This window comes from Brevundimonas sp. SL130 (assembly GCF_026625805.1).
In the GTDB taxonomy this organism is placed as follows: Bacteria; Pseudomonadota; Alphaproteobacteria; order Caulobacterales; family Caulobacteraceae; genus Brevundimonas.
Map to the genome: position 1 here is coordinate 1100102 of NZ_CP113064.1, position 14879 is coordinate 1114980.

The window sequence follows — 14879 nt, forward strand, 5'->3', positions numbered from 1 at the left end:
AGCCATTCTGTCAGGAAGATGAACAGGCCTGGAGGGATCGGGGTCATCGCGCCAAGCGTATCAGGAGCCCATGACCCAGGTTCTTACAGCCCGCTTCGCCATCGGCCAGATCGTCCGCCACCGCGACGACGCCTTCCGGGGCGTGGTGATGGACGTCGATCCCGCCTACGAAGGCCCGGCGCTCGACACAGGCGCGGTTTCGCCGCACCAACCCTTCTACCGCGTCTTCGCCCTGGGCGAGGACGGCGGCTTCGTGGCCTACGCCGCCGAGGGCGTGCTCGAGGACGGCCAGTCTGTGCTTCAGCCCGACGACGCCCAGCGCTGGTTCACCGTCGATGCTCAAGGCCATCACGCGCCCCTGCACGAAGCCATTCACTGACCAGGCCTTTGAACGGGCGCCGACCGGGCGTTAGGATGGGGCAAAAGAGGAGCGTCCCATGTCCGACTTCGAACACGTCTTCGAACAGCCGCCCGAAGGCGCGGCCGCCGACTGGACCATCCCCCAGAACTGGGCCGCCTATACCGACATCGAACACCGCACCTGGGATACGCTGTACGCCCGCCAAATGAAGATCCTGCCCGGCCGCGCCTGCGACGCCTTCCTGAGCGGCCTGGACGCCCTGGACCTGAACGCCGGCGGCATTCCCGACTTCGCCATCATCAATCCCAAGCTTCAGGCCCTGACCGGTTGGACCGTCGTCTGCGTGCCCGGTCTGGTGCCCGACGAGGTCTTCTTCGATCACCTGGCCAACCGCCGCTTCGTCTCGGGCCAGTTCATCCGCAAGCCGGACCAACTCGATTATTTGCAAGAGCCCGACATCTTCCACGATGTCTTCGGCCATGTGCCCATGCTGACCGATCCCGACTTCGCCGCCTATATGGAGGCCTATGGCAAGGGCGGACAGCGCGCCGCCGGCCTGGGCATGCTGCCGAACCTGGCCCGGCTCTACTGGTACACGGTCGAGTTCGGCCTGATGAAGGAGGCCGACGGCCTGCGCATCTATGGCGCGGGCATCGTCTCGTCATCGACCGAGAGCGTCTTTGCTCTGGAAGACCCGTCGCCGAACCGCCTGGGCTTCGACCTGGAGCGGGTGATGCGGACGCTCTACCGGATCGACGACTTCCAGCAGGTCTATTTCGTCATCGACAGCCTGGAGGCGCTGAAGGACGAGACGCTGAAAGACTTCGGGCCCGTCTATGACGCCCTGAAGGGTCAGGCCGACCTGCCGATCGAAACCGTTCTGCCGACCGATCAGGTCTTCACGCGCGGCACCCAAGCCTATGCGGCCAAGGGCGGGCGGTTCGCGGCCTAGAAGGCCTTCCCCCGCTTGCGGGGGAAGTGTCAGGCCGTGGCGCGCAGCGACACGCCTGACGATGGGGGAAGTCCTGCTTCTTGAGAGAAGACTTCCCTCTCCGAGCCTGGTCCGCTGCGCGGACGCCGGCCCACCTCTCCCGCAAGCGGGAGAGGGCCTTCACTTCAAGCCTGCTGGAACGGATAGAAGCCGCCGCCCAGGCTCAGGATGCGGGTCAGGGCGTCTAGGGCGCTCCGGCTTTCGTCCAGTAGCGCCGGATCCGCGAGATCCGCCGGCCGCAGTTCGTCGCGGTACCAGCGGTTGGCCCAGGCCGACAGCTCGGCGTGCAGAGCGTCCGTCAAGCGCATCGCCGGATTGGTCGCGGCCAGTTCCGCCTCGTTCAGGACGACCCGCAGACGCAGGCAGGCCGGACCGCCGCCGTTGCGCATCGACTGGCGCACATCGACGTAGCGGACCTGGCCGATGGGACCGTTGGAGGCGGCCAACGACTGCGCCACCGCATGGCTGCGCGGGTTGTCGCGGGTCTCGGTGGGGCAGATCAGGGTCAGGCGGTCCTCGCCCGGAATCTGGATCAGCATCGAGTTGAACAGGTAGGAGCTGATGGCGTCGGCCAGGGGCAGGTCGGCGGACGAGACCTTGATCGGCTGGAGCTCGAACAGGTCCTCGCAGGCTCCGGCGAGGTAGTCGATGACCGTGTCCGGGTGGTCGAACGAACTGTCATGGTAGAAAAGGCAGGTCTTGGCGCCGACGCAGACAACGTCATTGTGGAAGACGCCACCGTTGATTGCCTCGGCCGACTGACGCTGGAAAAACCAGCGATCAACACCGTGACGGCGTGCGACGGCGAGCGACGCCTCCAATGTCTGACGAGCCGGAAATTCTCCTGTCCAGGACTCGAACGCTTCACGTCCATAGACAAACAGGTTCATGCCCGGCGATCCGTGGTCGGCGCACAGGCGCACATGGTTGGCGGCGCCTTCGTCGGCCAGATGCGCGACCGAAGGCAGGGCGTCATGGACGGCGAACCGCTCGGGATCCGGGAACAGGGCGTCCAGCGCCCGCTTCGTCTGTTGGTGCTCCAGCGACCGGTGCAGATTGGTGATCAGATTGGCGGGGGTGAAATGCACCCGGCCGTCGGCGGCGTCGGCGCTGGGCGTCACGGTCGCGGCGTTGGCCGCCCACATGGGTGAGGCGGAACAGGCGGCGGCGGCGAAGGAGGGCGCGTCCTTCCAGGCCCGCTCCAGCACCTGGGCGTTCGAGCCCGAGAACCCCAGGGTCCGCAGGAAGGGGATGTTCGGCCGCTCGTGCGGGGGCAGGACGAACTGGGGCAGGCCCAGGTCCGCCAGGGTCTTCATCTTGTCGAGCCCCTGCAACACCGCCGCGCGCGGATTCGACGCCTCGCCCTTGTTCAGGCTGGAGGCCAGATTGCCGGGCGACAGACCGGCGTAAGAGTGCGTCGGCCCGATCAGGCCGTCGGCATTGGCTTCGACGGCGTAGGTCATCGCAACCCCTTGATCTCGCCTTCGATGTTCGCGACCGCGTTGGCCTCGAAGCTGGCGACCGGATAGGCGCAGTAGTCGGCGGCGTAATAGGCCGACGGCCGGTGGTTGCCGCTGGCGCCCAGGCCGCCGAAGGGCATGTCGCCGGCGGCGCCTGTGGTCGGGCGGTTGAAGTTGACCACGCCCGCGCGGATGCGGCGGATGAAGTGGTCCCAGTTGGCTGGATCGTCGCTGACCAGACCGGCGGACAGGCCGTAGCGGGTGGCGTTTGCGGCCTGGATCGCGGCGTCGAAGGTCGGGACGCGGACGACCGACAGGAAGGGGGCGAACATCTCTTCGTCGGGGACGTCGATCCCGGTCACGTCGATGATGGCCGGCTTGACGAAAGCACCGGGTAGATTGGCGACGGGGCCCGAGGCGCGGATCACCTTGGCGCCCGCGTCGATCCGCTGTTGCAGCGCCTTTAACGCTGCCTCGGCCGCGCGGGCCGAGATCAGCGGCCCGGCGTAGGGTTCGGGATCGCTGTCCCAAGGACCGAACACCAGGCGGTCGGACAGGGCGGCGATGGCTTCGAGAATGGCGTCGCCCTGAGGCCCTTCCGGCAGGATCAGACGCCGGGCGCAGGAACAGCGTTGGCCGGTGGTGATGAAGGCGGACTGCACCGCGATGCCCGCCACGGCTTCGGCGTCGGCGGCGTCCCAGACGACCAGAGGATTGTTGCCGCCCAGCTCCAGCGCCAGGATGACGTGCGGATCATCCGCGAACTTGCGCCGGAAGTGAGCGCCGGCCGCGCCTGAGCCGGTGAACATCAGGGCGTCGATCCCGGCGTCCAACAGGGCCGCGCCGGTCTCGCGGCCGCCCTGGACCACATTGACCACGCCGGTCGGCATGTCGGCGGCGGCGAAGGCCTCGGCCATGACCTGGCCGACCAGGGGCGTCTCTTCCGACGGTTTGAACACGACGGTGTCGCCAGCCAGCAGGGCGGGGACGATATGGCCGTTGGGCAGGTGGCCGGGGAAGTTGAACGGGCCCAGCACCGCCGCCACGCCGTGCGGACGGTGGCGCAGGGTGGCCCGGCCGAAGGCGGTGTCGCTGGTGCGTTCGCCGGTGCGTTCGTCATAGGCGCGGATGGAGATGTCCACCTTGCCGATCATGGCGGCGGCTTCGGTCTTGGTCTCCCACAGGGGTTTGCCGGTCTCGCGGGCGATGGCCTCGGCGATCTGGGGCGCGCGGTCCTTCAGAACGGCCTGATAGCGTTTGACCGCCTCGATCCGCTCGGCCCGAGGCGCGTCGGCCCAGGCGGGGAAGGCGGCGCGGGCCACGTCAACGGCGGCCTGGACCTGGGCGGGGCTGGCGGCCTCGCCCTCCCAGTTGGTCGCCTCGGTGGCGGGATCGGTGGATTTGAACACGGTCATGATTTCACCCGGACGGTGGCGCCGGCCTTGATTTTCAGCGCAGCGGCGGTTTCGGTGGTCAGGCGGACGGTGTCGCCCTCGATGTCCGCCTTGGCGCGGACGGCGCGGAAGGCGGCGATGCTGTCGGTCGAGATCAGGGCCGGCAGTTCGGCCTGAACCTTATCGACCAACTCCACCGTCAGGCGGCGCGCGTCGCGGACCGTGCGGATATTGTCGCGGCCGCACGAGACGGTGGGGCCGGCGTCGAAGATGTCCACCAAGCCGTTGGGCCGGAAGCCCTCGCTCTCTAGCAGCGCCATGGCGGGCACGCCCTGGGGGTGGACCTTGCCGATCACGGCGCGGGCCGGTTCGGGCAGGAGCTCGGTATAGATGGGGTGACGGGGCGCCAGGTCGAGGATGAATTGCTTGTCGGTGGAGCCGCTCATTCGATCCGCGTCGTCGAACTCCATCGGGAAGAATTTGTGCGCCACATGATCCCAGAAGGGGCAGGCGCCGTCGGGGGTGAAGACCCCGCGCAACTCGGCCAGCACATTCTCGGCGAACAGTTCGGGCTGGGCCCCGATCAGCATATAGCGCGACTGGCTGAGCAGACGGCCGGCGCCGCCCTTGCGACGGTCGGCCTTGAGGAACAGCGAGCCGACCTCGGTCCAGCCGGTGCATTCATTGACCAGCACCAGGGTCTGGTGATCCAGCTTGACCCCGATGGACGGCGAGGACGCGGTGTTGTTCACAACGCGGAACGAGAAGAAGGGGCGTTTCAGGCCCACCGTCGCCTTGACCGAGCCGACCCCGTCGACGTCGCCGGTGTCGCTGTCTTCCAGCATCAGGGTGTACCAGGCCTCCTGCCAGGCGACCTCGCCGCGGAAGCTGGCCTGGCTGAGTTCAAGCCGATCGGACAGGACGTCGGGGTCTTCGGGCAGGCTGGTGAAGCCGGGACCGGACAGGATGGCCAGCTCCAGCAGGTAGTCGAGGTCGGCGGGACCGGCGGGACGGACGACGAGCATTCAGAGGGTTTCCATCCGCAGGGCTTTGAGTTTGGCCGCGTCGATCTCGCCCGAGGCGATCTTGCACAGGATCAGGGCGCTGAGCTGGGCGCGTTCGACGAAGCTGTCGGGCCAGGCGAACTCCTGGTCCGAATGAATCTCGCCGCCCCGGACGCCGAGAGTGTCGATATTGGGCAGGCCGGCGGCGTGCAGATTATTGCCTTCGCAGACGCCGCCTGACGGCTTCCAGGCGATGGGCTGGCCCAGCAGGGCGCCGGCTTGTTTCACCGCTTCGAACAGGGCCGTCTGGGCGGCGTCCATCGGCTTGGGTGCGCGGGTGAAGCCGCCGTGAAGGTCCAGGGTCAGCCCCTCGAAAGGCGGCGTGGCGGCGATGGCGCGGACCGAGGCGTCGATCCAGTCGGCGGCGGCCTTGTCCGGCACACGTACATTGAAGCGGACCACGGCGTTGTCGGCGACGACGTTCAGGGCGCCGCCGCCTGAGATCTTGGCCACATTGACGGTGACCCCTTCATGCTGGCCGTTCAGCCCGTGCAGAGCGGCGGCGATCATGGCGGCGCCGGCGACGGCGTTGCGGCCCTCGTCGAAGGCGCGGCCGGCGTGGGCGGCCTTGCCGGTGACGATCAGATGATAGTTGCCGCTGCCCTTGCGCGCCCCGGCCAGGGTGCCGTCCGCCAGGGCCGGTTCATAGGTCAGGCCGACATGGCCGCGCGCGCCCAGCTCGGCCAGCAGGGGAGCGGAGGCGGGCGAGCCGATTTCCTCGTCGGGGCTCAGCAATACGGTCCAGCCGACGCCGTGTCGGTCGGGATGGGTTTCGAAGGCCTCCAGCGCGGCCAGCAGCACGCTGATCCCGCCCTTCATGTCGGCGACGCCGGGGCCGTTCAGGGCGCCGTCCGCGCGGGTGGTCACGGTCTGGAAACGGCTGTCGGCGGGGAAGACGGTGTCGTAGTGGCCAGTCAGGACGACCTGGATCGGCGCTTCGGGGCGGGCCGTAATCTTCAGGGCGTCGGCGTGGGCTTCGGTCCGCACCGAGCCGTCGTCGGCGACGGTGGTCGAGCCCTGGGTCGGGATGCGTTCGACGACGGCGGGCAGGGTCTTCGCCTCGGCTTCCAGAGCGTCCAGCACGGCGTTCAGTCCGGCGGCGTTGCGGCTGCCGGAGTTGATATTGGCCCAGTCGATGGTGCGGCCGATGATGGCCTCGCGCCGCGCGGCGACGTGATCGAGGACGGCCTGGTCCGAGGTCAGAATCCGCATCGGCCGGACCCTAGACGCAGCCATGGCAAAGGTGAAGGGCGTGGCCTGTATGTCACGGGCGATGATCGCTAGGTTGCCCGCGAAACAAGGGAAGTTGCATGACACGTTCGACCTTCGATCTCTGGCTGCGGGCCATGAATCCGCTGATCCTGCCGCGCGGCATGGCCGAGGCGCAGCGGGCGGCGCGGTCGATGGTGATCGGTCTGGCCATTGCCCTGGCGGCCAGTCTGGCTCCCACCTGGTGGATGTTCACCTCGGGCTGGTTCGAGTCGGCGATGAACTACGAATATGTCCGCATGAACCTGGCGCCGGAGCAGATCGCGACCCAGCGGGCGATGATGAAGGTGATATGGCCGTATATGATCGGCTTCGGCGCGATCTTTTCGGTCTTTTTGTATGGCGTGCTGGCCGCAGTGCAGTGGCGGATGATGACGCGGGTCATTCCGATCATCATGCTGGCCATGATCGCCTACAGTCTGGTGGCCAATATCGGCATGCGGCTGCTGGGAAGCCTGCCGACGCCCGAGCTGCCCCTCTGGATACTGCTGATCATCTGGCCGGCCTCCATCGTTTCGGCGGTCATCTATGTCGCCTCTCTGCAAGGCGCCATGCTGCTGCACCGGCTGCGTCGCGAGCCGTGAGACCTAGTTCCGGTTCGGGCGGCGGTCGGCGCGCTGACCGGGCTCGCGGCTTTCGCGGCGCCAGCGGATCGACAGGCTGGTGTCGCCTTGGCCGCCGAACTGCGAGCTGATGGCCAGGTTGCGGCGCGGTTGCCATTCGACCTTGACGGCTGCGCCGCCCTCGCCGCCGCCGATGACCTCCAGATAGACGTCGTCGGTGATGTAGCGGCCGCCGGCGACGGTCACGGCCGAGGCCTCGCCGCCGAAGGACAGTCGGTCGAGCCCGGCCAGTTCGCGCAGGTTGCCGATCACGTCGAACCCGCCGCCGCCGGCCAGGGCGGCGACCCCCGCCGCCAGTTGGGCGGCTTCGAACGGCGACAGCTGGGATGCGGATCGGCCGAACAGCACCTGCGACAGGATTTCGTCCTGCGGCAGGGCGGGGGTGGAGGTCAGGGCGATTTTCGGCTGGTCCGCCGTGCCCGTCACATTGATCGAGGCGGTCAGGGAAGTGTCCTCGCGCGTCGCCGAAAGGTCGAGGCGAATCTGCTTCGGATCGGTGGACAGGGTGACGCGGCCGGTGTCGTCGAAGATGAACCGCTTGCCCGCGAACTCATAGTCGCCGCGCACCACATTGGCCGTGCCGGTCAACTGAGGCTGGGCGATGGTGCCGCGCACCCGGGCGTCGACGTCGAGCACGACGTTCAGGCCGCGGCCGCTGACCCGTACCTTGCCCCCGGCTGACCGCAGGCTGATGTCCATGCCGATCTGCGGACCGGCCCGGCGAGTCTGGGTCTCCTCCGCATCGCCGCCGGGGCGGTTGATCTCGACCACATCCATGGAGACGATCCCGGTCGAACCGGGAACTTCCGGCTCGATACGCGCCTCGTCGACCGTGATCTCGCCCGACAGCTGGATATTGCCGTCCTGGCCGCGCACGATGGTGAGGGGGCCCGAGGCGCGCGCTTCGCCGATATCGTTGTCGATGACGCGGAACCGGTTCAGCGTCAGTCGCGCGGTCGATCCCGATCCTTCGCGCAGGCCGACACGGCCCTGGCCCGTGACGGTTCCGCCCGCCGTGTCATTGGCGGTGAAGGTCTCGATCTGGGCGACGGTGTCGTCGAAACTGGTGCGCAGGTTCAGGTCGCCGAGAACAAGACCGACGCTCTTTTCACGATAGGAGCCCTGGCTCAGGTCGAAACGGCCGTTCAGGCGTGGCGCGGCCAGGGTGCCCGCGATGGCGGCCTGGCCCGTCACCTGTCCGGCCAGGCTGCGCTCGCCGCCCAGGAACAGGTCCCAGATCGGCTGGATCTGGCCATTGATCGAGACCGCGCCGGACATCGGCCGCTGGCGGGCGATGGCCAGTCGCAGGGGCGCAGCCGACGCCTCGACCGGCAGAACCAGATCAGCGGAGGCCTGGACCGCGCCCTCGTCGGCGGCGGTCGCCTTGAGGGTCAGGCTGTTGTTGATCAGGGTGGCGTCCAGTCGCCCGTCGACGGCCAGGCCGCGCGGCGCGTCGATGCTGCGCACGTCCTGCAATGTGACATTGGCCGCGCCGGACAGGTCGTCGCCCGCGCCGCGCAGCGCCACCCGGCCTGTGGCTTTGCCCCGCAGTTGCGGCGACAGGGTCTGCAGATCGACGCTGGTCAGGTCGGCCTGGATGATCGCCGTACGCGCGTCCTGGCGCAGGTCCGCCAGCAGCACGCCGCTGCCGACGCCCAGATCGAGGTGGGCGATCCGCGTCGCGCCGTCGAGCGAGAGGGTGGCGGGGCTGCGCGTGGTGAAGGCCACCTCGCGCACCCGGCCCCCGCCGCGCAGGGTCAGCGCCTGGGCGGCGTCGCGTCGGGAATAGACGCCCGTGCCGTTGAACTGGGCCGGCGTGCCGCCGCCGACGTCCAGCGCCAGGCTGAAAGGCAGGTTGTCCAGCGTGCCGCGCCCGTCCAGATCAAGGGTGCGGACGGTCCAGCTCTGGCCGGCCAGACGGATGTTGCGGCCATTGACGTCGAGAATGGCGCTCTCGGAGCCGCCGCCCTCGGTCAGGCGGATGCGGCCGTTGGCTTCGCCGGCGGTCAGGAAGGCGCCGGTGCGCGCGGTGAAGGTCAGGTCGGCGCTGGAGGGAATGCTGTTCGACAGGGCCACTGCGCCCTGGGCTGTGACGCCCCCGGCGTTGACGTCGAGGTCGGTCAACCGGATCCGCTGGCCGCCCAGGAAGAAGTTCCCCGACGCACGGGCCGGGCCATAGTTCGATCCGCTGGCGACGGTGATCCGACCGTCGGACGCGTCGGCGCCTCGGCGGAAGCTCAGGACCAGATCCGCATTGGTCAGGGTCAGGGCGCCGGCCGTGACCTTGTCGAAGCCTGCGGTCAGATCGACGCGAGGCTGGGACAGGGTTCCGGTCAGGGCCCCTTGCCCGTTCATGTCGCCGCCGATCTCGACCGGTCCGACGGCGAAGGGGCCGCGCGCATTCCAGTTCAGCGCCAGTCCAAGCCGCCCGTTGGTCTCGATCAGGCCCTTGGCGCCGGCGCGTCCGGCCGCGCCGGTCAATTCGCCGCGCTCCACCTCGATCCGTCCGCCGTTCAGTTTGCCCGTCAGCTGCAGGCGCGGGGTGCGGCCCAGCAGGCGGTTCAGCTCATCCATGCCGACCGTCAGATTACGGCCCCGACCGTCGAAGTTCAGCATCCAGGGCGCGCCGGTCTTGGGCGACGAGGCCCGGATCGGCCCGCCGAAGGCGCCGGCGGCGTTGGACACGACCCGCGAGGCGTCGGTCAACTGGGCCTCGCCCCGGAAGCCCAGGGCGCCCAGCAGATTGCGGGAGCCGGAGCCTTTCAGGGTCAGGCCCTGGCCTTGCAGATCCAGCGTCTCCAGCAGGATCGCGCCGTCCTTCATTCGCGCGGCCTCCAGCTGAATGCGCGGGGCGGCGCCCAGCAGGCCGCCGATGAGGCCCTCGGTCGCGCCGCCGTTGGCGCGAATGTCGCCGTCCAGATCGATGCGGCCGTTCTTGACCTGTATGTTCAGCGGCCCGGCGATGCGGGTGGCGCGGTAGCTGGCCAGGTTGGCGTTCAGCACGGTGGCCTTACCCTGCAAGGTCCAGGTCTGGGCGTCGCCCTTGAACAGGCCGGAATAGGCGGCGGGGCCGGCGACGTCCGAGCCGACCAGCTTGCTGAGCGAGGTGGCCTGAACCTCGAGCTGGATTCCCTCCGGCGAACTGCGGTCGGACATGCGGATCAGGCCGCGGGCTTCAGAGGCGATGTTGTCGGCGGTCAGCTTCCAGTCAACGCGCTGATAGGCCTTGTCCTGGGTGGGCGTCATGGTGAAGCCGAAGCGGGCAGTGCGGCCGACACGTTCGATGAAGGGGGCGAACAGGTCCGACCCGCTGAAGTCGAGATCGCCGGCCAGGCGCGAGCCGTTGTCACCGAACCTGCCATCGACGGTCAGGGGGACGAAGTCGCCCGTCTGGACCTTGGCGTGGACCATGTCGGCGTTGACCACGGCGACGGCGGAAAACGGTTTGTCCGGAGAATAGCCCAAGGAGCCGGCCAGCGGACCGCCCTGGGCCTCGTTGGCGCGCAGATTGACGCGGGTCTCTTCCAGCTTGCCGCCAAAGATCGCGGCAAGGCGAAGATAGTCGCCGGGGCGGTTCAGACTGTCGGCGTTGACGGTGGCGCTCTTGGCGCCCCGGCGCGGCAGGCTGACGTCCCCCGCCAGGTTCCAGCGGCCGTATTCCTTGGAGAAGCCCTCCAGCAGTTCGACCTTCGCTGCGAACCGGTCGATGTCCACGTCGATCGGCTGAGGCCCGCCCGGCTTGCCGCTGGGCGCGTCGAGTACAGGGCGGCGGATCAGCTGGATCACGCCGGCGCTGATCTCGGTCGCGTGGAACCGGCGGGTGATCAGCGGCCAGTAAGACCAATCAACCCGGACATTGCGGGCGTCCAGCCAGACGCCGTCCCGGTCGGTCACCGTGACCCGGTCCAGGGTGAAGTCGTCTAACAGGTCGCCCTTCAGTCCATAGACGTTGATCCGGCCATAGCGGCTGATCTTCTGGCCCTGCACGAAGCCCGTCACCCGTTCGCGTCCGGCGTCGGAGACGATGTACATCCGCCCCCCGAGCAGGGCGATGACCAGCAGGACCAGCAGGCCGCCGATCACGCCGCCGGCGATCGGGGCCAGCCGTTGCAACAGGCTGCGCGTCTTGCGGACCGCGGCGGCGGTCTGTTCCGGCGGGACGGCGTCCGGCGTGTTTTCGGGCGGGGCCTCGGTCAAAACGCCTGCCCGATGCTGATGTAAATCTGGAAGGCCGAGTCGCCGTCGCGCTGGTCGAGGGGCATGGCGATGTCCGCGCGGATGGGGCCGAACGGCAGCTTGTAGCGCACCCCGACCCCCGCGCCGTAACGCATGTTGGTCAGGTTCGGTGTTTCCTGGAAGCCGACGGCGCCGGCGTCCAAGAAGGCCACGGCCTGGAAGCTCTGGCCGATGTCATGGCGCACCTCCAGCGAGGTTTCGAACAGGGAAAGGCCGCCGCGCGGCGTTTCGTCCGGCAGTTCCGGATTGACGCCCTGATAGGAGTAGCCGCGCACCGAGCCGCCGCCGCCCGAATAGAACAGACGGTCAGAGGGGATGCTCAACTCGCTGCCGCCGATGATGGCGCCGATACGGACGCGGCCTGCCAGAACGGTGCGGGCCTGATCCTGAAGCGGCAGATAGGCGGTGGCCTGGCTTTCGCTGCGCAGGAACAGGATGGTGTCCTCGCCCGCCACGGCGGTGGGCTGGACCGAGACGGTCATCCGCCATCCCCTGGTCGGGTTCAGCGGGTCGTTTGAGTTGTCGATATAGGCGCTGGTCCGGCCGGTGACGATGGCCAGATCCCGGTCGAACGTCACCGCGCTGGGCGGGGTCGAGGTGTAGTCGTAACGGTTCTCGTTGTACTGGCCCGCGTCCAGACCCAGCCCATAGTTGAAGTAGGAGGTCCGTCCGATCCGCTGTTGCAGTTCGGCGGCCAGCACCAGGGCGGTCCGGTCATAGGCGTCGGTGTCTTCCTTCACCACGCCGGCGCTCAGCTTCAGGGTTCGACCCGGCTTGCGCCAGTGGGGCAGGGACAGGTCGCCGCCGATGCGGCTGTCGATATCGGCGAACCGCGCTTCAAGCGCCAGGGTGTCGGCGCGTCCCAAGCGATTGTAGCGGGTCCAGAGGAAGTCCACGCCCGCGCCCTCGGCCGTGGACCAGGTGGCCCCGGCCTCGACGACGCGACGGGGACGGTCGTTCAGATTGACGACCACCGGCCGGCGCCCGTCGGCCTGGGTCTGATCGAGCGGGCTGAGGGCGACGCCGACGCCGTCATAGACGCCCGTATCCAGCAGACGGCGCTCCAGTTCGCCCACCTGTTCGGGGTCGTAGCGGTCGCCGGCCTTCCAGGGCGCCAGTCTGGCGACCCAGGCGGGATTGGTGCGGCCGGCCCCTTGCAGCACCACCCCGTCCAGCAACACCAGCCGGCCGGAGTCGATGTGGTACTCGGGGGCGACGGTTAAGGCGGCGTGGTCCACCACTACGCGGCGCGGCTCGGCCTTGGCGTCGGCGTAGCCGTTGCGGGACAGGGAGGCCACGGCCCGGCCCTCGCCGGCGATGACATCTACGGCGCGGCCGGGATCACCGGGTTTCAGACCGATCGCCGCCTGGGCCTGGGCGGCGCCTTCGGCGTCAGGGGCGGTCTCGAGCCAGGAGATGGTCGGCTGGGTCAGCAGGAAGCGGGGGCCGGGCTGGACGGCGACGATGGCGGACGGCCGCTCTTCGCCCTCGACCACGTCTTCGAGCACGGGCTGGTAGTAGGCTTCCGAGCGCAGCAGGGCCTCGGCGGCGGCCATGGCGCCCTGGGCGCGTCGCCGAGCCTCGAACCGGCTTTCCGGCGCGCCGTCGACCAGGCCGACGGCCCGTTCCAGCAGGCGGCGCAGTTCGGCGTCCATGTCGCCCCGGATGGCCGCGCGTGGTTCGGCGGCGGCGGCCTGGGCGGCGAGGCTGCAGATCGCCAGGGCGGCGAGAAACAGGGTGGGCCGGAACGTCAAACTCTAGCTTTCGTCAAGGGCGCGGACTTCAGGTCGGCGCCTGTATACACCCTGGCGCCGCCGTGTGGCGGTCCACGCCTCAGTACATGTGGCGGTCCATGCCTCAGTAGAAGAGGGTTTCGCTCTCGGGTCGGACCGATTGTTCGGACGTGCGTTCTTCCGGCGGGATAGGCGTCGTGGGGGTAGGGGCCGGGTCGGTCACTTCCGGGGCCACGACGGGCTCGGCCGAGTCCTCTGCAGCCGGCGCCTGTTCCTCGATCTGAGGCGTGTCCGCGTATTCGTCCTGCGAATTTGACTGAAAGTCGTCGCAGCCTGCAAGCGCCAGCACGCCGAGCGCCGTTGCGGCCAGAACGAAAATCGAGCGTCTCATCAAACCAGGTCCCCAGGGTGCCGACTGTTGCAACGCCTTGGGCGTCGTCTCGTTCCATAGCGCCGAAAACGTCGGGGGTCATCCCGCCTCCGCACCCCAGGCGGTCAGGGCCTCGTTCAGCGAGGCGAGAGAGGGTTTTGCGGCGGCCTCGAGCACGGCGCCGTCGAAGCGGGGCGCCGGGGCGGGAAGGCCTTGATCGAAGGTGGCGCGGGCGCGATTGTGGGGATGGTCCGGGGCTTCGGTCAGGCTGAGGACTGGGGTGACGCAGGCTTCGGTCTGCGCGAAACGCCCGGCCCAGTCATCCCGGTCACGGGTGGCGAACAGGGCGGCGAACCGGGCCTGGAGCGCGGGCCAGGCGGCGGTGTCGTACTGGGGCGCGTCGGACGGATCCACGCCGAGGCCGTTCAGCAGGGCGGCGTAGAAGCGCGGCTCAAGCGCCGCCACCGCGACGAAGCCGCCGTCCCGGCAGGCATAGCAGCGATAGAAGGGCGCGCCGCCGTCCAGCAGGTTGGCGCCGCGGCGGTCGCTCCAGACGCCTTGGGCGCGCAAGGCCTGGAACAGGCCGCCCAGCAGGGCGGTCCCGTCGGTCATGGCGGCGTCGACGATCCGGCCTCGACCGGTGGTCTTGGCCTCCAGCAGGGCCGCCAGCACGCCCGTCACCAACATCATCGCCCCGCCGCCATAGTCGCCGACCAGGTTCAGCGGCGGGGCAGGGGGGCGGTCGGGCTCGCCCATGGCGTGCAGCAGGCCGGTCAGGCCGATATAGTTCAGGTCGTGGCCGACCTGGTTCGCCAACGGTCCCGTCTGGCCCCAGCCCGTCACCCGGCCATAGACCAGGGCCGGATTGCGCGTCTGGAGCGTCTCGGGACCATAGCCCAGGCGTTCCATGACGCCGGGACGAAAGCCCTCGATCACCGCGTCGGCGCGGTCGGTCAGGGCGAGGATGGCGGGGCGGTCGGCGTCGGACTTCAGGTCCACCGGAACGGCGGCCCGGCCCCGGTGCAGCAGGGCCCCGCCGACCTCGTCGAAGGGGGAGGCCCCGGCCGAGGCTGAACGGGTCAGACGCAGCACCTCGGCCCCCAGGTCGGCCAGCACCATGCCCGCGAAGGTGACCGGCCCCAGGCCGTCGAATTCGACGATTCGAAGTCCATTCAGCGGTTTCATGTGCATCGAGTAGCAGACCTGGTCTTGACCGGAAGGGCGGATTGCAACAGAAGGCGCCCTTCGACGGTTCGGGCCAGCCCCGGATGTCGCACGGTGCGTCCTTAGCTCAGTTGGTTAGAGCATCTGACTTTTAATCAGAGGGTCCTCGGTTCGAGCCCGAGAGGACGTACCATTTCTCCCCTTTTGCGGAGCC

At 68.8% G+C, this 14879-nt stretch carries 11 protein-coding genes and 1 tRNA gene; 4 read left to right on the forward strand and 8 right to left on the reverse strand.

Annotated elements, in window-relative coordinates; all coding sequences use genetic code 11:
* Window positions 1-70: 70 nt before the first annotated feature.
* Window positions 71-379, forward strand: a complete 309-nt coding sequence (gene hspQ, locus OU998_RS05520; protein ID WP_267515831.1) for a heat shock protein HspQ — start codon at window positions 71-73, stop codon at window positions 377-379.
* 58 nt (window positions 380-437) lie between these two features.
* Window positions 438-1313, forward strand: a complete 876-nt coding sequence (gene phhA / locus OU998_RS05525) for a phenylalanine 4-monooxygenase (protein WP_267515832.1) — start codon at window positions 438-440, stop codon at window positions 1311-1313.
* A 164-nt stretch (window positions 1314-1477) separates the two neighbouring features.
* Here the strand turns inward: phhA and astB are convergent, their stop codons facing one another.
* The 4 genes from astB to OU998_RS05545 are packed head-to-tail and all read right to left on the reverse strand — an operon-like array spanning window position 1478 to window position 6482.
* On the reverse strand, window positions 1478-2815 hold the full coding sequence (gene astB, locus OU998_RS05530) for an N-succinylarginine dihydrolase (RefSeq protein ID WP_267515833.1): 1338 nt from the start codon (window positions 2813-2815) through the stop codon (window positions 1478-1480).
* Window positions 2812-4227, reverse strand: a complete 1416-nt coding sequence (gene astD, locus OU998_RS05535; protein WP_267515834.1) for a succinylglutamate-semialdehyde dehydrogenase — start codon at window positions 4225-4227, stop codon at window positions 2812-2814. Before astD ends, astB begins: the two co-directional genes overlap by 4 nt.
* Window positions 4224-5231, reverse strand: coding sequence for an arginine N-succinyltransferase (locus OU998_RS05540; RefSeq protein ID WP_267515835.1), 1008 nt, complete (start codon window positions 5229-5231; stop codon window positions 4224-4226). The genes astD and OU998_RS05540 overlap by 4 nt, the downstream gene beginning before the upstream one ends.
* Window positions 5232-6482 carry a hydrolase gene (locus OU998_RS05545; RefSeq protein ID WP_267515836.1) on the reverse strand — a complete coding sequence of 417 codons (1251 nt, stop codon included), beginning with the start codon at window positions 6480-6482 and terminating at the stop codon, window positions 5232-5234.
* A gap of 98 nt (window positions 6483-6580) precedes the next feature.
* On the opposite strand from OU998_RS05545, the gene OU998_RS05550 reads away from it, so the two are divergent.
* On the forward strand, window positions 6581-7123 hold the full coding sequence (locus tag OU998_RS05550) for a hypothetical protein (RefSeq protein WP_267515837.1): 543 nt from the start codon (window positions 6581-6583) through the stop codon (window positions 7121-7123).
* Window positions 7124-7126: 3 nt separating this feature from the next.
* Here the strand turns inward: OU998_RS05550 and OU998_RS05555 are convergent, their stop codons facing one another.
* The 4 genes from OU998_RS05555 to OU998_RS05570 all read right to left on the reverse strand — a co-directional run bounded on the left by OU998_RS05555 (window position 7127) and on the right by OU998_RS05570 (window position 14686).
* A complete protein-coding gene (locus OU998_RS05555; RefSeq protein WP_267515838.1) occupies window positions 7127-11359 on the reverse strand; it encodes a translocation/assembly module TamB domain-containing protein in 4233 nt (1410 codons plus the stop codon).
* Window positions 11356-13152: an autotransporter assembly complex protein TamA gene (locus tag OU998_RS05560; protein ID WP_267515839.1), complete on the reverse strand. Its 1797-nt coding sequence runs from the start codon at window positions 13150-13152 to the stop codon at window positions 11356-11358. The genes OU998_RS05555 and OU998_RS05560 overlap by 4 nt, the downstream gene beginning before the upstream one ends.
* Window positions 13153-13255: 103 nt before the next feature.
* On the reverse strand, window positions 13256-13522 hold the full coding sequence (locus tag OU998_RS05565) for a hypothetical protein (protein ID WP_267515840.1): 267 nt from the start codon (window positions 13520-13522) through the stop codon (window positions 13256-13258).
* Window positions 13523-13600: 78 nt separating this feature from the next.
* Window positions 13601-14686 carry a CaiB/BaiF CoA transferase family protein gene (locus OU998_RS05570; protein ID WP_267515841.1) on the reverse strand — a complete coding sequence of 362 codons (1086 nt, stop codon included), beginning with the start codon at window positions 14684-14686 and terminating at the stop codon, window positions 13601-13603.
* Window positions 14687-14781: 95 nt separating this feature from the next.
* Here OU998_RS05570 and OU998_RS05575 point away from each other — a divergent pair.
* Window positions 14782-14858 (forward strand) — tRNA-Lys (locus tag OU998_RS05575).
* Window positions 14859-14879: the final 21 nt, after the last annotated feature.